This window comes from Pseudomonas sp. TE36184 (assembly GCF_054060055.1).
Map to the genome: position 1 here is coordinate 3,195,600 of NZ_JBSSCU010000001.1, position 23,466 is coordinate 3,219,065.

The 23,466-nt window shown below is 59.9% G+C and carries 26 protein-coding genes and 1 pseudogene; 10 read left to right on the top strand and 17 right to left on the bottom strand.

The genetic code is table 11. From position 1 onward, the window contains the following. Positions 1-93: 93 nt before the first annotated feature. The 14 genes from ACVWZP_RS14355 to ACVWZP_RS14420 all read right to left on the bottom strand — a co-directional run bounded on the left by ACVWZP_RS14355 (position 94) and on the right by ACVWZP_RS14420 (position 9,172). Positions 94-666: a phage tail assembly protein gene (locus tag ACVWZP_RS14355; RefSeq protein ID WP_046384528.1), complete on the bottom strand. Its 573-nt coding sequence runs from the start codon at positions 664-666 to the stop codon at positions 94-96. A gap of 51 nt (positions 667-717) precedes the next feature. Then, positions 718-1,224, bottom strand: a complete 507-nt coding sequence (locus ACVWZP_RS14360) for a phage major tail tube protein (RefSeq protein WP_017844651.1) — start codon at positions 1,222-1,224, stop codon at positions 718-720. Continuing rightward, entirely contained in the window at positions 1,224-2,390 is a 1,167-nt protein-coding gene (locus ACVWZP_RS14365; protein WP_457369871.1) for a phage tail protein, read from the bottom strand. The genes ACVWZP_RS14360 and ACVWZP_RS14365 overlap by 1 nt, the downstream gene beginning before the upstream one ends. A 2-nt stretch (positions 2,391-2,392) precedes the next feature. Beyond that, the gene (locus ACVWZP_RS14370) at positions 2,393-2,566 is read right to left on the bottom strand and encodes a hypothetical protein (RefSeq protein WP_017844649.1); all 174 of its coding nucleotides are present in this window, start codon (positions 2,564-2,566) and stop codon (positions 2,393-2,395) included. A gap of 85 nt (positions 2,567-2,651) precedes the next feature. Continuing rightward, complete coding sequence (locus tag ACVWZP_RS14375) at positions 2,652-2,888, bottom strand: tail fiber assembly protein (protein ID WP_448125810.1); 237 nt, start codon at positions 2,886-2,888, stop codon at positions 2,652-2,654. A gap of 9 nt (positions 2,889-2,897) precedes the next feature. Beyond that, positions 2,898-3,644, bottom strand: coding sequence for a hypothetical protein (locus tag ACVWZP_RS14380; protein ID WP_227778875.1), 747 nt, complete (start codon positions 3,642-3,644; stop codon positions 2,898-2,900). Between the two features lie 88 nt (positions 3,645-3,732). Next, complete coding sequence (locus tag ACVWZP_RS14385; protein WP_079442959.1) at positions 3,733-4,266, bottom strand: phage tail protein; 534 nt, start codon at positions 4,264-4,266, stop codon at positions 3,733-3,735. Beyond that, a complete protein-coding gene (locus ACVWZP_RS14390; RefSeq protein WP_457369872.1) occupies positions 4,263-4,901 on the bottom strand; it encodes a phage tail protein I in 639 nt (212 codons plus the stop codon). The genes ACVWZP_RS14385 and ACVWZP_RS14390 overlap by 4 nt, the downstream gene beginning before the upstream one ends. Next, positions 4,898-5,893: a baseplate J/gp47 family protein gene (locus tag ACVWZP_RS14395; RefSeq protein WP_046384532.1), complete on the bottom strand. Its 996-nt coding sequence runs from the start codon at positions 5,891-5,893 to the stop codon at positions 4,898-4,900. Before ACVWZP_RS14395 ends, ACVWZP_RS14390 begins: the two co-directional genes overlap by 4 nt. Next, on the bottom strand, positions 5,890-6,222 hold the full coding sequence (locus ACVWZP_RS14400; protein ID WP_017844644.1) for a phage baseplate protein: 333 nt from the start codon (positions 6,220-6,222) through the stop codon (positions 5,890-5,892). The genes ACVWZP_RS14395 and ACVWZP_RS14400 overlap by 4 nt, the downstream gene beginning before the upstream one ends. 9 nt (positions 6,223-6,231) lie before the next feature. After that, a complete protein-coding gene (locus ACVWZP_RS14405; RefSeq protein ID WP_102617348.1) occupies positions 6,232-6,843 on the bottom strand; it encodes a phage baseplate assembly protein V in 612 nt (203 codons plus the stop codon). Between the two features lie 3 nt (positions 6,844-6,846). Next, positions 6,847-7,362: a hypothetical protein gene (locus ACVWZP_RS14410; RefSeq protein WP_046384534.1), complete on the bottom strand. Its 516-nt coding sequence runs from the start codon at positions 7,360-7,362 to the stop codon at positions 6,847-6,849. Between the two features lie 20 nt (positions 7,363-7,382). Continuing rightward, positions 7,383-7,727: a phage holin family protein gene (locus ACVWZP_RS14415; protein ID WP_017844641.1), complete on the bottom strand. Its 345-nt coding sequence runs from the start codon at positions 7,725-7,727 to the stop codon at positions 7,383-7,385. A gap of 710 nt (positions 7,728-8,437) precedes the next feature. Next, positions 8,438-9,172, bottom strand: coding sequence for a LexA family transcriptional regulator (locus ACVWZP_RS14420; RefSeq protein WP_026139757.1), 735 nt, complete (start codon positions 9,170-9,172; stop codon positions 8,438-8,440). Positions 9,173-9,369: 197 nt separating this feature from the next. Here ACVWZP_RS14420 and mutS point away from each other — a divergent pair, with 197 nt between their 5' ends. Together mutS and fdxA are read left to right on the top strand one after the other, a co-directional pair. Continuing rightward, positions 9,370-11,961 carry a DNA mismatch repair protein MutS gene (gene mutS, locus ACVWZP_RS14425; RefSeq protein ID WP_057005817.1) on the top strand — a complete coding sequence of 864 codons (2,592 nt, stop codon included), beginning with the start codon at positions 9,370-9,372 and terminating at the stop codon, positions 11,959-11,961. Between the two features lie 142 nt (positions 11,962-12,103). Beyond that, on the top strand, positions 12,104-12,427 hold the full coding sequence (fdxA, locus tag ACVWZP_RS14430; RefSeq protein WP_003222178.1) for a ferredoxin FdxA: 324 nt from the start codon (positions 12,104-12,106) through the stop codon (positions 12,425-12,427). A gap of 498 nt (positions 12,428-12,925) precedes the next feature. Here the strand turns inward: fdxA and apbC are convergent, their stop codons facing one another. Further along, positions 12,926-14,020: an iron-sulfur cluster carrier protein ApbC gene (gene apbC / locus ACVWZP_RS14435; RefSeq protein WP_046384535.1), complete on the bottom strand. Its 1,095-nt coding sequence runs from the start codon at positions 14,018-14,020 to the stop codon at positions 12,926-12,928. 171 nt (positions 14,021-14,191) lie between these two features. Here apbC and metG point away from each other — a divergent pair, with 171 nt between their 5' ends. The 8 genes and pseudogenes from metG (at position 14,192) to ACVWZP_RS14475 (ending at position 20,843) form a co-directional block, all read left to right on the top strand. Then, positions 14,192-16,243, top strand: a complete 2,052-nt coding sequence (metG, locus tag ACVWZP_RS14440; protein WP_301555844.1) for a methionine--tRNA ligase — start codon at positions 14,192-14,194, stop codon at positions 16,241-16,243. 103 nt (positions 16,244-16,346) lie between these two features. Next, a complete protein-coding gene (locus ACVWZP_RS14445) occupies positions 16,347-16,919 on the top strand; it encodes an Rnf-Nqr domain containing protein (RefSeq protein ID WP_046384536.1) in 573 nt (190 codons plus the stop codon). A 17-nt stretch (positions 16,920-16,936) separates the two neighbouring features. Beyond that, a pseudogene (rsxB, locus tag ACVWZP_RS14450) lies at positions 16,937-17,308 on the top strand (electron transport complex subunit RsxB); the annotation flags it as partial. 556 nt (positions 17,309-17,864) lie between these two features. Continuing rightward, on the top strand, positions 17,865-18,824 hold the full coding sequence (locus ACVWZP_RS14455) for an RnfABCDGE type electron transport complex subunit D (RefSeq protein ID WP_046485775.1): 960 nt from the start codon (positions 17,865-17,867) through the stop codon (positions 18,822-18,824). After that, a complete protein-coding gene (locus ACVWZP_RS14460) occupies positions 18,821-19,405 on the top strand; it encodes an RnfABCDGE type electron transport complex subunit G (RefSeq protein ID WP_457369873.1) in 585 nt (194 codons plus the stop codon). Before ACVWZP_RS14455 ends, ACVWZP_RS14460 begins: the two co-directional genes overlap by 4 nt. After that, a complete protein-coding gene (locus ACVWZP_RS14465; protein WP_046384540.1) occupies positions 19,398-19,892 on the top strand; it encodes an Rnf-Nqr domain containing protein in 495 nt (164 codons plus the stop codon). The genes ACVWZP_RS14460 and ACVWZP_RS14465 overlap by 8 nt, the downstream gene beginning before the upstream one ends. A gap of 25 nt (positions 19,893-19,917) precedes the next feature. Continuing rightward, on the top strand, positions 19,918-20,556 hold the full coding sequence (nth, locus tag ACVWZP_RS14470; protein WP_046384541.1) for an endonuclease III: 639 nt from the start codon (positions 19,918-19,920) through the stop codon (positions 20,554-20,556). A gap of 107 nt (positions 20,557-20,663) precedes the next feature. Then, positions 20,664-20,843, top strand: a complete 180-nt coding sequence (locus ACVWZP_RS14475) for a PA3496 family putative envelope integrity protein (RefSeq protein WP_017844628.1) — start codon at positions 20,664-20,666, stop codon at positions 20,841-20,843. 87 nt (positions 20,844-20,930) lie between these two features. Here the strand turns inward: ACVWZP_RS14475 and ACVWZP_RS14480 are convergent, their stop codons facing one another. Both ACVWZP_RS14480 and ACVWZP_RS14485 read right to left on the bottom strand, forming a co-directional pair. After that, positions 20,931-21,563: a response regulator transcription factor gene (locus ACVWZP_RS14480; protein WP_017844627.1), complete on the bottom strand. Its 633-nt coding sequence runs from the start codon at positions 21,561-21,563 to the stop codon at positions 20,931-20,933. 612 nt (positions 21,564-22,175) lie between these two features. Further along, the gene (locus ACVWZP_RS14485) at positions 22,176-23,393 is read right to left on the bottom strand and encodes an argininosuccinate synthase (RefSeq protein ID WP_017844626.1); all 1,218 of its coding nucleotides are present in this window, start codon (positions 23,391-23,393) and stop codon (positions 22,176-22,178) included. Positions 23,394-23,466 lie beyond the last annotated feature (73 nt).

Below are 23,466 nucleotides of genomic sequence, written 5' to 3' on the forward strand. Positions count from 1 at the left end.
TCGCGATGTCGTAGCGGCGCAGTGCTTTTCCGGCGTCCCAGTCGAGGATTTCCGCTTCATTGACCGAGTAAATCAGCGGCACCACGTCGAGGATTACTTCGATGTCGCGCTCCGAAAGAAGTCCGCCGGTTTGTTTAAAAAATCATCGATGCGCTCCTGCAATTCCGTCCAGTCAGGCACGGTCAGGCCGGCCAGGTCGGGGATCATCAGGCCAGTGCAGTGGGCGGTGATGAACTCGGCGCGCTCTTTGTTGGTGGCGAGTTTTTTCATCACTTTGGTCGCGCGCAGGGCGGGCATTTCCAGGGGCAGCTCGGTCCAGGTACGGCCAGCCGCGTCGAGGGGCAACAGCAGGTGGACGGGCTGGTCGTGGGTCGCAGCTTCGGGCGCTTGCAGGAAGAATGACGCCGGGCGCGTCGACATCTCATGTACGTATTGGGCGATGCTCACGTAGTCCGGGCGCTTGAGTTGGTCGAGCTCTTTTTCCGACAGGCCGGTGGCGAGTTTCGCCAGTTCGAAGAACTGGTCGTCCTCGTCATCACCGGCCCGGGCCAGCGCGTCTTTTTGCGCGGCGTAGTACAGCGGTTTGAGTTGCACCTGCTCGATCGTCGCGCCGGTGTCGGCGGTGATCGGGGCCAGCAGGAGGTGCAGCGGTGGCATCCAGGCCATGGGGCAATTCCTTGGTCAAGTATGGGGGCGAGCGAACCCGCCCCCGAGGGGTTACGGCATCAACACCGCGCGGCGGGCGTCGCCCAGAATATCGACGCCGTTGAGGACGAACTTCTGGGTACGCACGTCGATGTCGATCACCGAAATGCCGTTTTCCAGGCGGTTATAGGTGCGGCAGGACAGCTCCAGCGTGGTGGTGGCCTTCTCGCCCATCTTCAGCTTTGCCTCCTCCAGGGATTTGAGCTTGCCGCCCACGGTGTGGTAGGTGAAGTAGGTCTTGCCGTCCTGGTCCTGGCCGGCTTCACGCACGTTCAGCAGAATGTCGTCCCCCATCCGCACGCCCAAGGCCAGCATGATTTCCGGGCCGGCGCCTTGCAGGATCAGCTTGGCGTTGAGCACTTTGCCGCTCTTGGCCATTTCCTCGGCAATGAAGCGCCCGCCGGACATGGACTCCATGTCGAACTCGATCTTCGGCGGGGTGAACTCTTCCACGGTCGCGGACAGCGGCAGGCCTTGGAGGGTGGCCGCAATGGCCTGTCTGACTCGGTTGGTAAACATTAGAGAACGTCCTCCAGGAACTGCTCGATGATTTCATCGCGGGCGTTGAGTTGATAAATCATGTGTTCATTGGGCGCATAACGGCCGTAGTCGATAACGATGAACCAGGTGCCGTTCTTGTACTTCTCGACACTGTTCAACTCCGGGTGCAGGTACACACTGCCGCCGGGGATGGTTTCGTCGGCGACCAGGGTTTGCAGCCAATCGTTGATGCGCTTGACCTCCTGGTCCATGAAGGACTTGGTGAGGTTCTTGGCCATGGCCTTCTGGCCGGCCTTGACCAGCTTGCGGCTGATGGCGTCTTCCAGGCCGACGTAGCTGATGAACTTGCCGGTGATGGAGCGGTTACCCAGCAGCGAAAAACCGCCGAGGATGGTGCGGGCGTAGTAGCTCACGCCGTAGCGGTTGAGCAGGTCGCCTTCGGTGGACGTGTCGAGAATGTTGTACTCGACCACGCGGGAAACGTCCTCGGCGAAGGTCACCTGATTACCCGGGCTTTCCCACTGCTTGACCTTGGCCAGTGCAGCAATGGCCAGGGACGACGGCGAAAGAAACACATTCTTCTTCGCGGCCTTGGAGTACACCGACGGCATGTTGTGTACCAGCAGGCAGCGGTCGAAACCGAGATCGGCACCGCCCAGTTCGCCGCTGTAGGTCACCTGATCGGCAACAGAGGCGTCCTTGCCATCCAGCACCACACGGGCCTTGATGCGCTTGCCGAAGGCGGCGAACTCGCTCGCCACGGCCTTGGTGCCGGTGAAGCCTGGGGCGCCGATGATGGTCAGGTCTTCCGGCACACTGCTCAGGGCCGCCAGGCCAAGTTTGCGCCCGGTGACCGGTTCGTTACCGCCGATCACATGGTTGATCGTGTCAGCCGGGGTTGCGCCCTCCTCCACGATCACCACGTAGACCGGTACCTTGACTACTTTGACGATCTGGTACACCGCCTGAAACAGCGTGCCCGCCTCACTGCCGGTAGGGTCCAGCAGCGCCTGGGTGGTGAAGCTGTTGATGCGGAACGGGGCGTTTTTCGGGATCGACGCATGGGCATTCGGCGCGGTGCCGACCAAGCCGATCACGTTATCCCCCAGGCCACCCATGGCCTCGGGGGACTCAGTTGCGTTCACAGTGATGCCGTTGTGCTCGAAGTTCAAAACCTCAGCCATGATTATTCAGCCTTCTTGGGGGTGGTATTGAGGACGCTGGTCAGTTCCAAGCGGCCAGCGGTGCGCAGGGCGGATGCTTCGACGTCCAGCAGCTCCAGTTCCTGGCCAGCGGTGGACCAATGGCCGGCGCCGGTGGGGAATGGGATGAGGACGGTGTAGGTTTGGCGAGTGGGCATGTGTTGAATTCTCCGGGTGGAAAACACCAAAGCCCCTGCGGGAGGGGCTTTGGGGAGACGAAAAAAAACCGCTTTCGCGGTGGGCTTATTTGAGGAACTCAGGCTTAGGCGGCCATATAACGGCGTCAGGATCGGCCCCCTGATCAGGAATATCTCTCAGGCCCTGCCGGTACGCCAAGAAGGCCGATTTATTTTTATCCTGCATTGGATAATCGGACATAGCCGCGTAGTCACTGGCGGACAAATCCTGATCACGAGCACTACGAATGATCTGCCATTTAATAAGTGGATGCAGCTCTGAAGGTACAAAAATGGGCTTCATAAAATATCCTCAACTCAACGCCAACATAGTTCCCCAATCACCTGGGTTGGTTACCACACCTGTGCATGCTCCCGCCAACATCACCTCGACGACACCCGAGGATGAAGTTCGCATAGGATGAAGATGATAATAAGCACCAAATAGTTCTGTTGGAGCAACGACCGTAGAACACCAACGCCACTTACCTTTTTCAGCACCGACACTCCAAGCGCCGGTAACACTGCCTTCCAACACCCGAACGAAAGCCCCCATGGTTATATAAGAGTTCAAAGGGATCGCACGCGTCCCATTGGAAAGTGCGGTATCAACAGTATAAGGAAATGCTAGCCACGGACCAACCCCAGAAGTTGCCCATTTCATTTGCCAGACATTCACAACGGTCCGCCAATATTCATTCGCCCTAATATCAAACCCCGGAAACTGCTCGCGAATATCTGCTTGAACTTTCAACATAAAATCCACATCCGCTTGCGGACGCCCGGTAGCTTGAGATTCAGTTGTGATTGAGCGCAGCTTAGTGCAGACAACCTCTCCATGAATCCCCCAGCCATCAATCAAGGTAGCATCAGCATTAGGGTACAAGTTAAAATTTTTCGTAACGGCCAACCGTGGTAGTTTACTCTTGAGATCTAAAAGCTGCGAGTCGTATGCCAAGCGAGCATTGGCGACTGCCTTATCTATCTCGTCAACTTTCCCAGTAACCACACCGGCCAGATTATTAGCCGCACTGACGACGGCAGCAAGCTGTTGTTCCATGCTCAAAATTATAACTCCTTAAATTTCGTATCTAGACCAAAAAAAGTCTCAACACTTAATCAAAATAACCGCCAAGACCAATGACACCTTATACTTTTTGCTCACTTTCAATTACGCGAAACAACAAACCAACACCTCGCGCCATATTATCGATACTCGCTGCCGATAGTGCCGCCAATTCCTCAGCCAGCAACACATTCAGGTTTTCACTCCCCACCACAATCGTCACGCTCTCCGCCGGCAACGGCGAAACATCCAACGTAAACTTCTGCAGCACCCGAGCCGCCGCCGCTTTATACGTCAGCAACTTCCCAGCTACCGAATACACCGCCAACAACGTCCCACTGGCGAGGTAAAAACCGAACTCACCAATCTCATACTCGCCATCGCCATCGAACAGCGCGGCCATCCTGAGTTGGCGCTCGCCCAAGTCCTCGTAATCCACAATCGCCACCCGCTGGCGCTCGTCACGCAAGGCCACTTCCGTGCCGTCTGGGTTGTAGCGGCCGGTGCCGGCGCCGATGTGGGTGATTTCGCCTTTCAAGCCCTGGTTCTTTGCCTGCAGCACTTCATCCAAACCCTTGGAGGTGAAGCGCACCAGGCGCGTAATGTCATCTGTCATGGCTGCGCCCTGAGGTCGTAGTCGTTAATGGTGTAGTGCCGGGCAACGCCAGCACTGTTAAGTCGAGCGCCCAAGGCAAGTTCGGGTAACGCGCCTTGCAGGCTTAACTCGCTGTCGTTAAACGGGGCGTGGACAATCGCGGTCAGGCCAAGGCGTGCTTGTGTCTGGTGAACCACGGTAATCGTCGCCTGGTCGCGCTCGCTCTTCGCGGCGTTGATACGGCGGATCAATCGGTTATGGTCACCGCTGGACCAACTGCGCCCGATGATCGCCTGCACATCGAAGGTGTAAGGCACGCCCTGCGGCCGCTGTTGATACCAGGCGCTGATGTTGGGGCTGAAACCCAGCGACTCCACCGCATAGCTCAAAGCCTTGGGCGTGCCGGCCTGGCGCTGGATCTGCCAGGACAAGCCCACGGTGAGGCGCTTTTCCGTTTCGCTGGCATCCGCGTCCCATTCGCTGACGCCTCGGTCGGCGGCCAGGTAAGGAAGGAATTCGGAGGGTGTTTGCAGCGGGTTCATCAAGGCCGGAAACGGCGGCATGATCCGCTCGAGCAACCTGCCAAACCCCAGGTCCAACGCTTTCTCCAGCGGTGAGCTATTGGCGGGCAACAGACTCGGTTTGGACTCACTCATAGCGTGCGTACCTCCACCTCGACACCCGTGCAATACGGCGCCTGGAACGCCGAGCAGACAATCGGTGCCAGCGGTTCGAGGATTTGCAGCTGCGCCGCTCCGGCACTGTGGATGGCGTAGTCGATCCAGCTCGGGTCGACGCGCCCTTCCAGGCGGTGACAGGATTCGGCGTAGGTTTGCAGCAAGCGTTGCGCGGCCACTTGGGTCAGGCCCGAGTCCGGGCCGGCGTTGATCTTGGCCACCACGCGAATCTTGTAGCGTTGGATCTGCGCACTTTGGACAGTGACGAGATCAGTTTCCGGCCGTACATCGGGGCGTGCGAAATGTCTGCGCACGCCGTCAAGCAAATCGGCGGAAGCGCTTCCATCGCCGTCCCTGGAGAGCACCGTCACCATCACCTCACCGGGGGCGGTGCGTCGGCCGCTGCCATCCTTGACCTGAGCCGCATAACCATCCGGGTCGAAGGTATAGGTGACCGTGACCACACCCGGTGTCGCGCTTTCTACGTTAACCGCAGGTCGTTCGCCGAGGGTGAACACCTCGCGGCGATACTGCATGCGAGAACCCGCCGCCGGCGCGTGGGGCGCCAAGTAATAGCGCAAGCGTGCGTCGTCGTCGCTTTCCAGTGTCGGCGGCACCGGCGGGAAGGCCGCCGGGTCGCCGGGGTCCAGCACCTGGCGCTCCAGGCCCATATCGGCCAGGCGTGCGTCGAGGTTACTGCCGGTGGCCCACCACGCCAGCATCTGCTTGATGCGTGCGTTGTACTGGCGTTCGTGGGTTTGCAGACGCACGCAAAACGCTTCCAGGGCCAGACTCAGCAGTTCGCTTTCGTTATCGAGGCTGACCTTGAGTTTGGCGGCACTTTGTGGCGCGCGGGCGGCGACGTAGTCGATGACGAACGCCTTGAATTGCGCCAGCAACGGCTCGAACGCGTCGACGGCAATGATAGCCGGCTCCGCCAGTTGGTTCTGGCCAGGGATCAGCATGCTCATGTCATGACCTCGAAGGATTGTTGGCGGTTTTTCCACGTGCCGGCAAACCGCAGCAACAGACCGGCGCCCTGGCGACTGGCGACGATGACCTGGGGTTGAAAGTCGGCGATGCCGTTCTCGACGTTGTAGAACGCTTTGGCGGCGTGGCTTTGGGCGAGGATCAAGAGGTCGTCGCCGAGGTTCTGCCCGAGCAGTTGGGGGATCAGCGAGCCGTACAACGGGCGCTTCTGGCGAGTGCCCACGGGGGTGGTCAGCGCTCGGGTGGCACGCTGTACGAATTGCAGCCAGTCATCGACCGCTGCCCCGGTATTCCTATCGATTCCGATCATGGCAAATCCTTATGCGGTGCTGATCACGCGGCCTTGGTGATCCACCAGCGGGCCGCTCAAATGCACGCCGCCGGCATCCAGCAGCACACCGACGGCGCCGAGTTGCAAGGTGATGTGCTTGGCGCTCATCTGCAGCGTGGCAGCGCCGACCTTCGCCTCGACCTGTTCGCGGGAACCGCTGAACACGGTGGGCCCGTTGGTCCAGTTGAATGTGTGGCTGGCGTCGTCATAGTCACTTTGCGTTCCGTCCTGGTGGCGGCGCCGGGTCAACGATGCAACGCTGGAGACCGGCGGAAACAGGCTACTGTTGAGGCCGAAAAGCGCTACCGACTGCGCAGCGCCTTCCCCACCGCCATAGTTGAGCAACAAACATTGCTCGCCCACTGACGGGATGCGCGTTTCGGTCTGCGCCCCCGCGCTGGGGTTGAAAAAACCAATCGCCGGGGTAAGCAAATCGCCGTGGCTGACGATGCAGGTATTGCTGGCGGCGTCGACCTGCTGGCATATGCCGATCCGACAAAAGCTTTCAGCGCGTCGGTACAGGTCTTCGAGCTGGGCCTCCATTTCCGCCAGGCGCTCGACGATCGGTCCCAGTTGCATGCGTAACAAAGCATCGAACATGGACTACTCCTGCAAAGGTCGGTATTGGTCAGGATCGTCGATATTCGAGACTTCCCACGTGCAGGCAAACAGCGGTTTTCCGGTGGGATCTTCGAGTATCGGCGGGCCGAGGTAGATGTTTTGGGTGAAGGACACTGTCCAACTGTCGTAGTCGGTTTCGGCACTGCCCTGTAGGGTCGGCGCCGCGACGATGGCGCTTGGCAGGTCACACTGGTCCGACGGCAGACCCCAGCGATTATCGAGGGCCAAATCCATCAATTGACTGGCCAGGTCGCAGGCGTCGTAAGGCGCCGAACCACTGGCAACCCTGGCCATGAGTGACACCGACAATGCATGGGCCTTACGTCCTTCAAGGGATCGAACGCCGGGGCCGTTGCGTTCCACGGTAATCAGCACGCCGGTTTTATCCCCGGTGCCCTGGAAGTCCTGGTGGTTGCCCACACGCAATTGTGGGAAGGCGCCCTTGAGCGCTTCGCCAATTGCGATGGGCAGTTGGGAAGGTTTTTCGATAGATGTCATCAGTCGCGTCCTTGCAGCGGTTACTGCTGATCCGGGCGGGAGGGCGGGGCCTCGTCGACGCCAATGCGCTTGGCCGCCCAACGTTCATAAAGGCCAATGGCGACGTCTGCACCGGCCATGGCTGTCAGGCAGCCGAGGGCGCCGGCGGTCCAGATCGACATGCCGGCGGCGTACAACAGCATCAACGCCGAGACCCCGCAGACCATGCACGCCCCAGACCGCAACGCGAGGCGCCGGATCAGCGACCAACCACGGGCGCCCTCCTTGTCGGCGCGCCACATTTCGCCAGAAACTCCGCCGATCAGCGCCAGTACGATCACCAGCCAGATAGGCATTTCCGCTAACGCTTGCTGCTCGTTTGTCATGTCACGCCTCCTGGCTGAGCAATGCCGGCAAAATGCCGGCGTTTGGGTAAATCCATTTATAGGTAGGCATTCCAAAAAGCCCGGTTGCCCGGGCTTTTCAGTAATGCGGTCCTGTGCCCAGCCTCACCCATACGATCCTCTTGTGAGGAGTGGCTGTTGTTGAGCGGCAATGCCGCATGGCGACAAAAGACGCCTTCAAAAGGAACAGTCTGGGTGAGGCTGGGTACTCGATCTTTCGGCGCTACTGGCGCGGTACGGATCTTTCCTCAATGTTTTTCCGACCACGATCCCTGTCTGCCGGATAACTGCTTCTGGTGCTTTACGCTGCACACCCGGGTCAGTTGCCAACCCTCTGAACCGTCAAGGCCGGTTCATCGCTGCCTGTTCTTGTAAAACGGTGAAACTAAAGAGCGTCGGCATCCTTGCCGGTGTTACCTGGCATCCCTGCCATCGCTTCGATGGCGTCCGTGCCGATGTTGCGTGCCTTCCTTGTCGTTCCTGGCAGCATCCTTGCCGCCTCCACCGAGCCTTGTTGGCCGGCTTGAGACAAAGAATATGCATGTATGCATATACAGTCAATGCACAAATGCATTTATTTTTGTCGAACAAATGCATTGGTGCATTGGAAGCCTTACTGGCAAAGGGTTTGATGCCTTTCTACAGACGAAAAAAAGCCCGCTGATTGGCGGGCTTCGTCTTACACAAAAAGGTTAACGGGCGTACATGCCCCACCAGAAGACATGACCGAGGATGCTGATCTGTTCATCCTGGATGTCCTGGAAGCTGTAGTCCTCGTCCGGGTGTTCATCGCGGTTGAAACTGCGCAGGCGAATCCCGGAAGGCAGGCGATAGAGCTGTTTGACCCGCAACTGACCATTGTGATTGATGGCGTACAAGTCGCCATCGACGATGTCGCCAATCGCACTCTTGCCCGCATTCACCCCCACCGTCGCGCCATCACGCAGCACCGGTAACATGCTGTTGCCGCGCACCGTCACACACTTGGCCTGGTCGAACTGCACACCGTTATGCCGCAGGCTGCGCTTGCCGAACCGCAGGCTGGCCTTCTCGCTTTCCTCGATGACGAATCTTCCTGATCCAGCAGCCAATTCAACCTCACGCAGAAAGGGGATCGACACCTCGTCGTCATTCACGGGGGTGTCGTCATCCCACAGGCTTATGTCCTTGAGTTCCGAATGCATCGGGTCGCGCCCTTCATCCCGCGAAACGCCCACCGCCGCGCGCCCGCGCAGTTGGTCGGTGCTGACGCGGAAGTACTCGGCAATGCGCGAAATATGCTTGTCCGAGGGGTCAACGATCTTGCCGCTGAGGATCCGGGACAGCGTGGATTGAGGCACGCCGGTACGCCGGTGAAGCTCCGTGGGGGAGATCCGGTCGCGGTCCAGCAGTTCTCTTAAGACGATAGAAACGTTGCGTTTTTGCATAAAGCGGATAGTGACGACAGATTTGAAGCTTGGCAAATGCTAATTTGCATTGACCATGCATTTTTTATGCACTTACCGTGTCTTTTGAGCAGGCCTGCGAAGGGTCGACCTCGCGTGTTAACCTTGCCGCCATCGCAAAATCAGCCGGGCCAAGTGCCCCCTTTGCCACTCCTTTTAACGAATTCGCTAATTATCTGATGAGTAAAACCACTTCCGATCTGTCCTCCCACACCCCAATGATGCAGCAGTACTGGCGCCTGAAAAACCAGCACCCTGATCAGTTGATGTTCTATCGCATGGGCGATTTCTACGAGATCTTCTACGAAGACGCGAAGAAAGCCGCCAAGTTGCTGGACATCACCCTGACCGCCCGTGGGCAGTCGGCGGGGCAGTCGATTCCGATGTGTGGGATTCCTTACCATTCGTTGGAAGGCTACCTCGTCAAGCTGGTGAAGCTGGGCGAGTCGGTGGTGATCTGCGAGCAGATCGGCGACCCGGCCACCAGCAAAGGGCCGGTTGAGCGTCAGGTGGTGCGTATTATTACGCCGGGGACGGTGAGTGATGAGGCGCTGCTCGATGAGCGTCGCGATAACCTGATCGCTGCGGTGCTCGGCGACGAGCGCTTGTTCGGTCTGGCGGTGCTGGATATCACCAGCGGCAACTTCAGCGTGATGGAGACCAAAGGCTGGGAGAACCTGCTGGCGGAACTGGAGCGTATCAATCCGGTGGAGCTGATGATCCCGGATGATTGGCCAAAGGACCTGCCGGCGGAACGTCGTCGTGGGACCAAGCGTCGCGCGCCGTGGGATTTCGAGCGTGATTCGGCGCTGAAAAGTCTGTGCCAGCAGTTCGCCGTGCAGGACCTCAAGGGCTTCGGTTGCGAAACCCTGACCCTGGCCATCGGCGCCGCCGGTTGCCTGCTCAGCTACGCCAAGGAAACCCAGCGCACCGCCCTGCCGCACTTGCGCAGCCTGCGCCATGAGCGCCTGGACGATACCGTGGTGCTCGACGGCGCCAGCCGTCGCAACCTGGAGCTGGACACCAACCTGGCGGGCGGGCGCGACAACACCCTGCAATCGGTGGTCGACCGTTGCCAGACCGCCATGGGCAGCCGCTTGCTGACGCGCTGGCTGAACCGTCCGTTGCGCGACCTGACGGTGCTGCAAGCGCGGCAGACGTCGATTACCTGCCTGCTCGACGGCTATCGCTTCGAAAAGCTGCAGCCGCAGTTGAAAGAAATCGGCGATATCGAGCGCATCCTCGCGCGGATCGGCCTGCGCAACGCACGCCCGCGCGACCTGGCGCGCCTGCGCGATGCCCTCGGCGCCCTGCCGCAGTTGCAAGCGGCGATGACCGAACTGGACACGCCGCACCTGCAACAGCTGGCCGTCACCACCGGCACCTATCCGGACCTCGCGGCCCTGCTGGAAAAAGCCATTATCGACAACCCGCCGGCGATCATCCGCGACGGCGGCGTACTCAAGACCGGTTACGACAGCGAACTGGATGAACTGCAGTCCCTGAGCGAAAACGCCGGGCAGTTCCTGATCGACCTGGAAGCCCGCGAAAAAGCCCGCACCGGCCTGGCCAACCTGAAGGTCGGCTACAACCGTGTGCATGGCTACTTCATCGAGTTGCCGAGCAAGCAGGCCGAGCAGGCGCCCATCGACTATCAACGTCGTCAAACCCTTAAAGGTGCCGAACGCTTCATCACCCCCGAGCTGAAAGCGTTCGAAGATAAAGCGCTGTCGGCCAAGAGCCGTGCCTTGGCGCGGGAAAAGATGCTGTATGAAGCACTGCTCGAAGACTTGATCAGCCGCCTCGCGCCACTGCAAGACACCGCCGCCGCCCTGGCCGAGCTGGATGTGCTGAGCAACCTGGCCGAGCGTGCGCTGAACCTTGACTTGAACTGCCCGCGGTTTGTCAGCGAACCCTGCATGCGTATCGTGCAGGGGCGCCACCCGGTGGTGGAGCAGGTATTGACCACGCCGTTTGTCGCTAACGATCTGTCGCTGGATGACGAAACCCGCATGCTGGTGATCACCGGTCCGAATATGGGCGGTAAATCCACCTACATGCGTCAGACCGCATTGATCGTGTTGCTCGCGCATATCGGCAGCTTTGTGCCAGCGGCCAGTTGCGAGCTGTCCCTGGTGGACCGCATCTTCACGCGGATCGGTTCCAGCGATGACCTCGCCGGCGGCCGCTCGACCTTTATGGTGGAGATGAGCGAAACCGCAAACATCCTGCACAACGCCACCGAGCGCAGCCTGGTGCTGATGGACGAAGTCGGTCGCGGCACCAGCACGTTCGACGGCCTGTCCCTGGCCTGGGCGGCGGCCGAGCGCCTGGCGCACCTGCGCGCCTATACGCTGTTCGCCACCCACTACTTCGAACTGACCGTGCTGCCGGAAAGCGAGCCGCTGGTGGCCAACGTGCATCTCAATGCCACCGAGCACAACGAACGTATCGTGTTCCTGCACCATGTGCTGCCAGGGCCGGCCAGCCAGAGTTACGGCCTGGCCGTGGCGCAGTTGGCCGGTGTGCCGAACGACGTGATCAGCCGCGCCCGCGAGCACCTCAGCCGCCTGGAAGCCACCGCCCTGCCCCACGACACCGTGGTCGCCAGCCCGAAGAAGAGCAACAGCAAATCCAACGCGCCACACCAGAGCGATATGTTTGCCAGCCTGCCCCATCCGGTGCTGGATGAATTGGCAAAACTTGACCTGGACGACTTGACACCGCGAAAAGCGCTGGAAATGCTCTATACACTGAAGACACAGATCTAACGCAGACGCTTGCAAGCTGATATTATCTCGCGCGGTTTGGGATGCTGCGGGCTTTTAGCCTGGCTCGCAGATTATCGCTCTCAAACCTCGCGGGCCCCACCATAAGGGGTTTCGCTGCCGCCGCCTGAGGAGAAAATTAGAAATGACCTTCGTCGTCACCGACAACTGCATCAAGTGCAAATACACCGACTGCGTAGAAGTCTGTCCGGTGGACTGCTTCTACGAAGGCCCGAATTTCCTGGTGATCCACCCGGATGAGTGCATTGACTGCGCCCTGTGTGAACCTGAATGCCCGGCCGTCGCTATTTTCTCCGAGGACGAGGTCCCGGAAGATATGCAGGAATTTATCCAGTTGAACGTCGAACTGGCGGAAATCTGGCCGAACATCACGGAGAAGAAAGAGTCGCTGCCGGATGCGGAAGAGTGGGATGGCGTAAAAGGCAAGATCAAGGATCTCGAGCGCTGACAGCGCCGCAGCCCAACAAAAAAGGCCCCTTGCGGGCCTTTTTTGCGTTCAGGGGCAGGCATTTCACTTTTCTGCAGGCGAAAAAAGGGGCGGTATGACCCGCCCACATTTTTTCCCTAGTCCCTGTATTCCTTTTTCATCATCCTGATGAATCGCATCCTGCGACGTTCCTTCAAACCATCGTTCCTTGATGGCTGTGTCAATCCGTGGACACAGGACTGATAGTAACCAGTTCCCAGGGAAGTACAACGCAACCCAACCCGTCGCCTGCCGAGCTTTCGCTCTCGCGAGCCAATAAATAATTGTTATATTTCAATTGATTAGAAATATGGCCAGACAATTTGAGACGTCCGGAAGCGCAAAAAAAACCAAACACTTACGCGAGAGTAAGCAAATGCTTACACGAGCAACTGCGTAAGAGCCTGGCAAGCGATACCTGGCCGTTCGGCGGACAAGAAAAAGCCCCGACAATAGCGGGGCTTGTTTCCTACGAATGACTCAGTCGTCGCTGACTGTAATCGTCGGCATGGCCGGTGAAGCCGCTTCTTGCAGGACAATCCGCGCGCCCACGTGACGCGCCAGTTCCTGATAAACCATGGCGATCTGGCCATCAGGCTCGGCCGCCACTGTCGGTTTGCCACCATCGGCCTGTTCGCGAATCACCATCGCCAGCGGCAGCGAGGCCAGCAGTTCGACGCCGTACTGGGTCGCCAACTTCTCGCCGCCCCCCTCACCAAACAGATGCTCGGCATGGCCACAGTTGGAGCAGATGTGAACCGCCATGTTTTCCACGACGCCCAGCACCGGGATGTTGACCTTGCGGAACATTTCCACGCCTTTCTTCGCGTCCAGCAACGCCAGGTCCTGCGGCGTGGTCACGATCACCGCACCGGCCACCGGGACTTTTTGCGCCAGGGTCAGCTGGATGTCACCGGTGCCTGGCGGCATGTCGATCACCAGGTAGTCCAAATCGCCCCAGGCGGTCTGGGTCACCAGTTGCAGCAAAGCGCCGGAAACCATCGGCCCGCGCCACACCATCGGCGTGTTGTCGTCGGTCAGGAACGCCATGGACATCACTTCCACACCCAGCGACTCGATGGGCACGAACCACTTCTGGTCCTTGATTTTCGGGCGGGTGCCCTCGGCAATGCCGAACATCACGCCCTGGCTCGGGCCGTAGATATCCGCGTCGAGAATCCCCACGCGGGCGCCTTCGCGCGCCAGCGCCAGCGCCAGGTTGGCCGCCGTGGTGGATTTGCCCACGCCGCCCTTGCCGGAGGCCACGGCCACCACATTCTTCACATTGGCCAGGCCGGGGATCTGCGCCTGGGCCTTGTGCGGCGCGATCACGCACTGAATGTCGACCTTGGCGGAACGCACGCCGTCGAGGCCTTCGATGGCCATTTGCAGCATCTGCGCCCAGCCGCTCTTGAACAGACCGGCGGCATAGCCCAGCTCCATCCGGACCGACACCTGGTCGCCCTGGATCTCGATGGCGCGGACACAACCGGCACTGACCGGATCCTGGTTCAAATAGGGGTCGGTGTACTGGCGAAGAACGGCTTCCACCGCTGCGCGATTAACGGCGCTCATGGGCTACTCCCGAAAAAGACTGACTGAAACAGGCGGCTATCCTAACCGTTCCAGCGGCTTAACGGCATGCTTTCGCAGGTTGGGAAGATGCTGAAACAGCGCCACGGGGTGAAATATATTTGCCGGCGCTTTATAGTGGCCGACCTCCGTTTCATCGAGTAGCCGAGCCCCATGTCCGAGCCACGCAAGATCCTCGTCACCAGCGCCCTGCCCTATGCCAATGGTTCCATCCATCTTGGCCATATGCTTGAGTACATCCAGACCGACATGTGGGTGCGCTTCCAGAAGCATCGCGGCAATCAATGCATCTATGTCTGCGCGGACGACGCCCACGGTTCGGCCATCATGTTGCGCGCCGAAAAAGAAGGCATTACCCCGGAACAACTGATCGCCAATGTGCAGGCTGAACACAGCGCCGACTTTGCCGAGTTCCTGGTCGACTTCGACAACTTCCATTCGACCCACGCCGACGAAAACCGCGAGCTGTCGAGCCAGATCTACCTGCGGTTGAAGGACGCCGGGCACATTGCCACGCGCTCGATCACGCAGTATTTCGACCCGGAAAAGAAAATGTTCCTGGCCGACCGCTTCATCAAGGGCACCTGCCCGAAATGCGGCACCGAGGACCAGTACGGCGACAACTGCGAAAAATGCGGTGCCACCTACGCCCCCACCGACCTGAAGAACCCCAAGTCAGCGATCTCCGGCGCCACCCCGGTGCTCAAGGATTCCCAGCACTTCTTCTTCAAGCTCCCGGATTTCCAGCAGATGCTGCAAACCTGGACGCGCAGCGGCACCCTGCAGGACGCCGTCGCCAACAAGATCGCCGAATGGCTGGATGCCGGGCTGCAACAGTGGGACATTTCCCGCGATGCGCCGTACTTCGGCTTTGAGATCCCAGGCGAGCCGGGCAAGTATTTCTACGTGTGGCTGGACGCCCCGATCGGCTACATGGCCAGCTTCAAGAACCTGTGCAAGCGCACGCCGGAGCTGGACTTCGATGCGTTCTGGGGCAAGGACTCCACCGCCGAGCTGTACCATTTCATCGGCAAGGACATCGTCAACTTCCACGCCCTGTTCTGGCCGGCGATGCTCGAAGGTGCGGGCTACCGCAAGCCGACCGGCATCAACGTACACGGCTACCTGACCGTCAACGGCCAGAAGATGTCCAAGTCCCGTGGCACCTTCATCAAGGCGCGCACCTACCTGGATCACCTGTCGCCGGAATACCTGCGCTACTACTATGCGTCCAAGCTGGGCCGTGGCGTCGACGACCTCGACCTGAACCTGGAAGACTTCGTACAGAAGGTCAACTCGGACCTCGTCGGCAAAGTCGTCAACATCGCCAGCCGTTGCGCCGGTTTCATCCACAAGGGCAACGCCGGTGTGCTGGTGGCCGAGAATGCCGCGCCGGAACTGACCGACGCGTTCCTGGCCGCCGCGCCAAGCATCGCCGACGCCTATGAAGCCCGCGACTTTGCCCGCGCCATGCGCGAGATCATGGGCCTGGCCGACCGCGCCAACGCGTGGATCGCCGACAAGGCACCGTGGTCGCTGAACAAGCAGGAAGGCAAGCAGGCGGAAGTCCAGGCCATCTGCGCCACCGGCGTCAACCTGTTCCGCCAGTTGGTGATCTTCCTCAAGCCGGTGCTGCCGTTGCTGGCCGCGGATGCTGAGGCGTTCCTCAACGTCGCGCCGCTGATCTGGAACGACCACGCCAGCTTGCTCAGCAACCATCAATTGAACGAGTTCAAGGCGCTGATGACCCGTATCGACCCGGTAAAAGTCCAGGCCATGAGCGACGCGTCGAAAGAAGACCTGATCGCCAGCCCGACCGACACCGGCGAATCGAACCCGGCCGGCAACGGTGAACTGGTCAAAGACCCGCTGTCCCCTGAGATCGAGTTCGACGCCTTTGCCGCCGTCGACCTGCGGGTTGCGCTGATTCTCAAGGCCGAAGCCGTGGAAGGTGCCGACAAGCTGCTGCGCCTGACCCTCGACATCGGCGACGAGCAACGCAACGTGTTCTCCGGGATCAAGAGCGCTTATCCGGACCCGTCCAAGCTCAATGGTCGCCTGACCATGATGATCGCCAACCTCAAGCCGCGGAAAATGAAGTTCGGTATTTCCGAAGGCATGGTGATGGCGGCCGGCCCCGGCGGCGAAGAAATCTACCTGCTGAGCCCTGACAGCGGCGCCAAGCCGGGTCAACGCATCAAGTAAGCCCTGCAAAACAGCCCTGTCGTCGCGGCGACAGGGCTTTTCAGCTAGTACCCCCTTCTCGCTTGCCGGATAATCAGGCCCTGTTCGCTTAACCGGCATGCCCATGACCGATATGCTCCTCACCCTTGTCAGCGCCGCCCTGATCAACAACCTCGTGTTGCAGATGCCGTTGGCCGTCGACCCGCTATTGGCCGCGCATTCACGCTCGCGGGTGCATGCATTGGGGATTGCCACCACCGTGTTGATGGCAGTGAGCGGCGTGCTGGCCTATTTGCTGGATCACTACGTGCTGCAACCGTTGGGGTTGACTGCCCTGCGGCTGTGGGTGTTGTTACCGCTGACCGCGCTGCTGATCCGCCCCGTGCTCGGCGCGCTCATGCGCCTGCGCCCGACGCTGCCGACGGAAGGGTTATGGCCGCTGCTGCTGGGCAACGCCGGGGTACTGGGCGTGGTGTTGCTGGGCATTGAAGACGATGAGGGGCTGGCGCACATGGCGGCACTGAGCGTGGGCGCCGGGCTCGGCTTCTGGCTGGTGCTGAGCCTGTTCAGCGACTTGCGCCAGCGCATCGCCGACAACGACATCCCGCTGCCCTTCCGTGGCCTGCCGGTCGAACTGATCAGCGCCGGGCTGATGGCGGTGGCTTTTCTGGGTTTCAACGCAATGATCAAAGCATGAGCCTGATTCAACGTATCGACGCGCTGCTCCCGCAAACCCAATGCGGCAAGTGCGGGCACCCGGGCTGCAAGCCCTACGCCGAAGGGATCGCCCAAGGCGAAGCCATCAATAAGTGCCCGCCGGGCGGGCAGGAAACGATCGGCGCGCTCGCGCAGTTGCTGAACGTGCCGGTACTGGCACTGGACACCAGCCGCGGCGAAGCGCCACCACAGATTGCCTACATCCGTGAGGCCGAATGCATCGGCTGTACCAAATGCATCCAGGCCTGCCCGGTGGATGCAATTGTCGGCGCGGCCAAATGGATGCACACCGTGATCATCGACGAATGCACCGGTTGCGACCTGTGCGTCGCGCCCTGCCCGGTCGATTGCATCGAGATGCGCCCGCTAGTGGCGGTACTGCCGATTGTCGGCGGCCTGGCGACCAACGACCACGAGCGCCGCGCGCGCGGCTTGAAGCGAGACCGCGCACGGCGACGCTTTGAGCAACGCAACGCGCGCCTGCAACGGGAAGAAGAACACAAGCAGGCCGAACGCCTGGCCCGCGCCAAGCGAGCCGCGCCGTTGGCCGCCGTGCCGATCGATGCAGCGCAGGCAGCCCAGGACGCCGCGATCAAGAAAGCCAAGATCAACGTGGCGATGAGCCGTGCACAGTTGCATAAATCCTTGAAGGCATTCGGGCATCCGCCCACCTTTGAACAGCAGTCGCAACTGATCGTGCTGCAACAACAGTTCGAAGCCGCGGAGCAGGCATTGGCCGCTCTGGAGGTGAACCCCGCGCCTGCAACGCCGGCCCCCGCCAACGCCGCCGATCTCAAGCGCGCCAAAATCCAACTGGCAATGCGGCGCGCCGAATTGAAGAAAGCCCAGGATCGGAACGCCGACCCACAGCAACTGGCCGAGGCACACGCCAATCTCGACGCAGCACAGCGCCAGGTGGATGCCCATGGCCACGCTTGAGCCTCAACAGGCCCTGCAACGGGTGCTGCTGGCGACACTGCCGGGTGGGCTGGCAATGTTCTGGCTGTTCGGTTGGGGCGTGTTGATCAATCTGTTGCTGGCGACGGGCTGCGCACTGTTGGTCGATGCGGGCGTGCAACGCCTGCGGGGAGCGCGTGGCGGCGATCTGAGCAGCCTGGTCAGCGCGACCCTGCTCGCCCTGGCACTGCCGCCCTATTGCCCCTGGTGGCTGTGCGTGGCGGCCGTGGCCAGTGGACTGCTGCTGGGCAAGCACCTGTACGGCGGCCAGCGCAACCCCTTCAACCCGGCGATGGTCGGGTATGCGTCGATGCTGGTGGCCTTTCCGCAACTCATGACGCACTGGCCGACCACCCACGGCATGGACCTGCTGGCCGGCGCACAACAGGTATTCGGCCTGCACCGCGACGCGCCCGATGCCTGGGCCCAGGCCACGGCACTGGACGCCCTGCGACTGAACAAAAGCCTGACCATCGATGAACTGTTCGCGCGCAACCCGGCATTTGGGCATGTCGGCGGCAAGGGCAGCGAGTGGGTGAACCTGGCGTTTCTGGCCGGCGGGCTGTGGTTGTTGCGCCAGCGGGTATTCAGTTGGCACGCGCCCTTGGGCATGTTGGGTAGCCTGTTTGTGATCAGCCTGCTGTGCTGGAATGGCTCGGGCTCTGACTCTCACGGCTCGCCGCTGTTTCATCTGCTGACGGGCGCCACGCTTCTCGGCGCATTTTTTATCGTCACCGAGCCGGTCTCCGGCCCGAAAAGCCCCAGGGCCCGGCTGCTGTTCGGGGCGGGCGTGGGCCTGTTGACGTATCTGATTCGCACGTGGGGCGGTTACCCGGACGGTGTAGCCTTTGCGGTGCTGCTGATGAACCTGGCCGTGCCGGCGCTGGAACGCCTGGTGGCCGCGAAACAGCCGGCGGTCAGCCTATGAAGTCGCGCAGAGGCGTACTGCTGGCGTTGCTGATCGCTATCGGCGGCGGCACGCTGATCCTGACCCTTCAGCACCTGACCGCCGATCACGCCGCGCGCCAGGCCCTGGCCCTGCAGCGCCAGGCGTTGCTCGACCTGCTACCCGCCGACCGTTATGACAATCAGCCGCTGGAGCAACCGCTGCCGATCGCTGCGCAGCCGCTGGAGGAGAGCCAACTGCTGGGTGGCTATCGGGTGAGCCTGTCGGGCCAACCCAGCGCGGTGCTGCTGCGGTTGAGCACCAGCGGCTATGCCGGCCCGATCGAACTGCTGATCGCCATTGACCTCAACGGCAAGCTGCTGGGCATCAAGACCCTGGCGCAATCGGAAACCCCAAGCCTGGGCGGGCTTATCAGCCAGCCCGGCAACCCTTGGCTGGCCTCATTCAAGGGGCGTTCACGCACGGACATGCAAGACTCGACCGTCGATCAAATAGCCGGTGCCACCCTCACCTCTCGAGCGGTGATCAGCGCCACCCATGACGCTTTGCGCTATTTCGACGAGCACCGCTCATCCCTGCTGGAGCCCGACGCCCATGACTAGAGCCGTTGGCCTGGCCAATGCAGCGATGCTGGCACCGTTGCTCGGGGTGACTGACACCCTGCCCAAAGCCCTGAGCTTCCTGGCGTTGTCGGCGCTGACCGTAACGCTCTACGGCCTGGTCATGCGCGCGGTGCGCTCGCGCCTGAGCGCGTCCCTGCGGCTGGGTGCCAGCTTGATGGTCGCCGCGACACTGGTCAGTTGTGTGCAGCTACTGTTGCAGGCATTTGCGCTGCCGCTGTATCAGCAGTTGGGCATCTACCTCGCGCTGATCAGCGTGCAATGCGTCGTCCTGGAACACCATGGTTTCTTTGAGGCGGGCCAGCGCAAGGCGCAGCTACGGTTAGTCGGCCTGTTCGCCGCGCTCATGCTCGTCATGGGGTTGTTACGCGCCAGTGCCGCCACCACATTGATGCCGGCCGGGTTTATCCTGCTTGGGTTATTGCTCGCAGGGTTGCAAGCCTGGGCCCATTTTTCACAATCACGCTGACCGCCAGCAAGGAATCGCCTGCCCCATGAACGCCGCAAAACGCCTGGAAATTTTCCGCAGGCTCCACGAAGACAATCCGGAACCCAAAACCGAACTGGCCTACTCCACGCCGTTTGAGTTGCTGATTGCGGTGATTCTCTCGGCCCAATCCACAGACGTCGGCGTCAACAAGGCCACGGCCAAACTGTATCCCGTGGCGAACACGCCGGCAGCGATCCATGCCTTGGGCGTGGAAGGTTTGTCCGAATACATCAAGACCATCGGCTTGTACAACAGCAAGGCGAAAAATGTCATCGAGACCTGCCGCCTACTGGTGGAGCGGCATGGCGGCGAAGTGCCGCAAACCCGCGAAGCGCTGGAGGCTTTGCCAGGCGTGGGCCGCAAAACGGCAAACGTTGTGCTCAATACGGCGTTCCGGCAACTGACCATGGCCGTGGACACTCACATTTTCCGGGTGAGCAACCGCACCGGCATTGCCCGCGGCAAGAATGTGGTGGAAGTGGAAAAACAACTGATGAAGTTTGTCCCCAAGCCGTATCTGCTCGATTCGCACCACTGGCTGATCCTTCACGGGCGCTACGTTTGCCAGGCCCGCAAGCCGCGCTGCGGCAGCTGTCGCATCGAAGACCTGTGCGAATACAAGGACAAGACGTCGGACGATTGAGGGATCATAGGTTTTTTCGATCTATCGATTGAAAAAATCTTTTTTACCCGCTCATGGAATATCGTTATAAGGAGCGCCAACGGCAGTCTTAGCCCGGAGTTAACGTTATGAGCACTGGCAAAGAACAACTGGAAGTGGACGATGACCTTGTCGAGTCGGATGACGATGGGCAGGAAGCACCTGTAGAGGTGGCCAAGACCAATCTAAGCAAACGCCGCACCATCGACAACCTTCTGGAAGAGCGACGCTTGCAAAAACAGCTGGCCGATTACGATTTCGACCTCTGATCAGCCGAGAACGGCCGGAAGCCTCCCTCACGGAGGCTTTTTTCTGCCGATTCGCCTGGCTATCCAGCCATGGGGTGGCGCCCTCCTCTAGACCAGGCCATTGCGTTGAGCCAACTCGATCAGATCGACCAGTGAGCGGGCATTGAGCTTGAGCAGCAAGCGTGTCTTATAGGTGCTGACGGTTTTGTTGCTGAGGAACATGCCGTCGGCGATCTCCTTGTTGGTTTTGCCGCGCGCCAGTTGCTGCAACACCATCATCTCGCGTCCCGAAAGGCGCTCGACCATGTCGGCCTCGCTGGCATTGCCCATGGTGGAACGCACCGAATTCAGCGCCTGGTTGGGAAAGTAGCTGTAGCCGGACAGCACCGCCTTGATGGCACTCAGCAATTCCGTCAGGTCCTGCTGCTTGCACACGTACCCGGCCGCCCCCGCCTGCATGCAGCGCATGGAGAAATGGCCCGGCGCCTGGGAAGTCAGGACCAGCACCTTGAACGGTGTGGCCTGTTTGGTGGACGACAGCCGGCAGATAACTTCCAGGCCATCGAGTTTGGGAATTCCAATATCCAGTATGACAATGTCCGGCATATGTTCCCGTGCAAGTTGCAACGCATCGACACCGTTATCGGTCTCGGCAACGACCTCATAACCATGACGCTCCATTAGCATGCGCACAGCAAGACGAATGACGGGATGATCATCCACGATCAGCACTTTATTCATGAGAAAGTCCAATTTCGCTGTTCGAATTATTCAGAGCAAGCACAATAGCCTAGTCGTTTCCTAGTTGGCATAGCGTTCCACCCCAAGCAACAGCAAGCAGAGACCCAACCCACAACGAGATAGGAATTAACCTACAAAAAAACACCAACTCAGATGTTTCGAGTTTTATGGAGCCTTTCAGACCTTTCCGGGCTCGCACATATTTTGAGAGAAATATCCGGTGAATAGGGGGGCACCCGTAAACGCAGCGCACACCCGTTTCAGGAAATGCCCCTTGCATGTCGCGACCGCATGGGCCGACAGGTAAAAAAAGCCTGATGATTTCAGTTCCATTCAACATATTTATTTACACCATAAATTTCCTACAGAACTTTCCGCGACTTACATCTACGCCGCACTTTGGTGAGTGAATTTTCTGTAAGACATAGTTCCTACTCAGGTGTAAATAATTCATTCCTCGGCGGGCCAGGCATCAAACTTTCTGAAACGACGAACCTCGATAGACTTTAAACAAACCTAAACAACTTTAAACATCAGGATCGCCGCGCCTTTTTTACAGGCAAAAAAAATGGCCCCTGAACAAGGGGCCACTTTTCATTTCGACGGGAACACTCAGAACAACTTGCGACCCTTGTTGGCCGCAATACGCATGCGCAGTGCATTCAACTTGATGAAGCCTGCTGCGTCCGCCTGGTTGTAGGCACCGCCATCTTCTTCGAAGGTGGCGATGTTGGCGTCGAACAGCGACTCATCGGACTTGCGACCGGTGACGATCACGTTGCCCTTGTACAGCTTCAGGCGCACAACGCCGTTCACGTGAGCCTGGGAAGCGTCGATCATCTGTTGCAGCATCAGACGCTCAGGGCTCCACCAGTAGCCGGTGTAGATCAGGCTGGCGTACTTGGGCATCAGCTCGTCTTTGAGGTGAGCCACTTCGCGGTCCAGGGTGATCGACTCGATCGCGCGGTGGGCGCGCAGCATGATGGTGCCGCCTGGGGTTTCGTAGCAGCCACGGGACTTCATGCCCACGTAACGGTTCTCGACGATGTCGAGACGGCCGATACCGTGTTCGCCGCCGATACGGTTCAGGGTCGCCAGTACGGTGGCCGGGGTCATCTCGACGCCGTCCAGCGCGACGATGTCGCCGTTGCGGTAGGTCAGTTCCAGGTACTGCGGCTTGTCAGGAGCGTTCTCCGGGGAGACGGTCCAACGCCACATGTCTTCTTCGTGCTCAGTCCAGGTGTCTTCCAGCACGCCGCCTTCATAGGAGATGTGCAGCAGGTTGGCGTCCATCGAGTACGGGGACTTCTTCTTGCCGTGACGCTCGATCGGGATGCCATGCTTTTCAGCGTAATCCATCAGCTTTTCACGGGACAGCAAGTCCCATTCACGCCAAGGGGCAATCACTTTCACGCCCGGCTTGAGGGCATAGGCGCCCAGTTCGAAACGCACCTGGTCGTTGCCTTTGCCGGTGGCGCCATGGGAAATGGCGTCAGCGCCGGTTTCATTGGCGATTTCGATCAGGCGCTTGGCGATCAGCGGACGTGCGATGGAGGTACCCAGCAGGTACTCGCCTTCGTAGACGGTGTTGGCGCGAAACATCGGGAAAACGAAATCGCGGACGAACTCTTCGCGCAGGTCGTCAATGTAGATCTCTTTGACGCCCATGGCTTGCGCCTTGGCGCGTGCAGGTTCGACCTCTTCGCCCTGACCCAGGTCAGCGGTGAAGGTCACCACTTCACAGTTATAAGTATCCTGCAGCCACTTGAGGATCACCGAAGTGTCCAGGCCGCCGGAATACGCGAGAACGACCTTGTTTACGTCGGCCATGCCATCACTCCACGGGGTTTTACGGAAAGGCAACGATTCTACCGATCAAAACCGCGAAATTACAGGGGCGCGA

What these genes read in the sequence shown, in the direction of transcription:
- ACVWZP_RS14355 (WP_046384528.1), bottom strand. Translation starts at nt 666, where the DNA reads ATGGCCTGGATGCCACCGCTGCACCTCCTGCTGGCCCCGATCACCGCC.
- ACVWZP_RS14360 (WP_017844651.1), bottom strand. Translation starts at nt 1,224, where the DNA reads ATGTTTACCAACCGAGTCAGACAGGCCATTGCGGCCACCCTCCAAGGC.
- ACVWZP_RS14365 (WP_457369871.1), bottom strand. Translation starts at nt 2,390, where the DNA reads ATGGCTGAGGTTTTGAACTTCGAGCACAACGGCATCACTGTGAACGCA.
- ACVWZP_RS14370 (WP_017844649.1), bottom strand. Translation starts at nt 2,566, where the DNA reads ATGCCCACTCGCCAAACCTACACCGTCCTCATCCCATTCCCCACCGGC.
- ACVWZP_RS14375 (WP_448125810.1), bottom strand. Translation starts at nt 2,888, where the DNA reads ATGAAGCCCATTTTTGTACCTTCAGAGCTGCATCCACTTATTAAATGG.
- ACVWZP_RS14380 (WP_227778875.1), bottom strand. Translation starts at nt 3,644, where the DNA reads ATGGAACAACAGCTTGCTGCCGTCGTCAGTGCGGCTAATAATCTGGCC.
- ACVWZP_RS14385 (WP_079442959.1), bottom strand. Translation starts at nt 4,266, where the DNA reads ATGACAGATGACATTACGCGCCTGGTGCGCTTCACCTCCAAGGGTTTG.
- ACVWZP_RS14390 (WP_457369872.1), bottom strand. Translation starts at nt 4,901, where the DNA reads ATGAGTGAGTCCAAACCGAGTCTGTTGCCCGCCAATAGCTCACCGCTG.
- ACVWZP_RS14395 (WP_046384532.1), bottom strand. Translation starts at nt 5,893, where the DNA reads ATGAGCATGCTGATCCCTGGCCAGAACCAACTGGCGGAGCCGGCTATC.
- ACVWZP_RS14400 (WP_017844644.1), bottom strand. Translation starts at nt 6,222, where the DNA reads ATGATCGGAATCGATAGGAATACCGGGGCAGCGGTCGATGACTGGCTG.
- ACVWZP_RS14405 (WP_102617348.1), bottom strand. Translation starts at nt 6,843, where the DNA reads ATGTTCGATGCTTTGTTACGCATGCAACTGGGACCGATCGTCGAGCGC.
- ACVWZP_RS14410 (WP_046384534.1), bottom strand. Translation starts at nt 7,362, where the DNA reads ATGACATCTATCGAAAAACCTTCCCAACTGCCCATCGCAATTGGCGAA.
- ACVWZP_RS14415 (WP_017844641.1), bottom strand. Translation starts at nt 7,727, where the DNA reads ATGACAAACGAGCAGCAAGCGTTAGCGGAAATGCCTATCTGGCTGGTG.
- ACVWZP_RS14420 (WP_026139757.1), bottom strand. Translation starts at nt 9,172, where the DNA reads ATGCAAAAACGCAACGTTTCTATCGTCTTAAGAGAACTGCTGGACCGC.
- mutS (WP_057005817.1), top strand. Translation starts at nt 9,370, where the DNA reads ATGAGTAAAACCACTTCCGATCTGTCCTCCCACACCCCAATGATGCAG.
- fdxA (WP_003222178.1), top strand. Translation starts at nt 12,104, where the DNA reads ATGACCTTCGTCGTCACCGACAACTGCATCAAGTGCAAATACACCGAC.
- apbC (WP_046384535.1), bottom strand. Translation starts at nt 14,020, where the DNA reads ATGAGCGCCGTTAATCGCGCAGCGGTGGAAGCCGTTCTTCGCCAGTAC.
- metG (WP_301555844.1), top strand. Translation starts at nt 14,192, where the DNA reads ATGTCCGAGCCACGCAAGATCCTCGTCACCAGCGCCCTGCCCTATGCC.
- ACVWZP_RS14445 (WP_046384536.1), top strand. Translation starts at nt 16,347, where the DNA reads ATGACCGATATGCTCCTCACCCTTGTCAGCGCCGCCCTGATCAACAAC.
- ACVWZP_RS14455 (WP_046485775.1), top strand. Translation starts at nt 17,865, where the DNA reads ATGGCCACGCTTGAGCCTCAACAGGCCCTGCAACGGGTGCTGCTGGCG.
- ACVWZP_RS14460 (WP_457369873.1), top strand. Translation starts at nt 18,821, where the DNA reads ATGAAGTCGCGCAGAGGCGTACTGCTGGCGTTGCTGATCGCTATCGGC.
- ACVWZP_RS14465 (WP_046384540.1), top strand. Translation starts at nt 19,398, where the DNA reads ATGACTAGAGCCGTTGGCCTGGCCAATGCAGCGATGCTGGCACCGTTG.
- nth (WP_046384541.1), top strand. Translation starts at nt 19,918, where the DNA reads ATGAACGCCGCAAAACGCCTGGAAATTTTCCGCAGGCTCCACGAAGAC.
- ACVWZP_RS14475 (WP_017844628.1), top strand. Translation starts at nt 20,664, where the DNA reads ATGAGCACTGGCAAAGAACAACTGGAAGTGGACGATGACCTTGTCGAG.
- ACVWZP_RS14480 (WP_017844627.1), bottom strand. Translation starts at nt 21,563, where the DNA reads ATGAATAAAGTGCTGATCGTGGATGATCATCCCGTCATTCGTCTTGCT.
- ACVWZP_RS14485 (WP_017844626.1), bottom strand. Translation starts at nt 23,393, where the DNA reads ATGGCCGACGTAAACAAGGTCGTTCTCGCGTATTCCGGCGGCCTGGAC.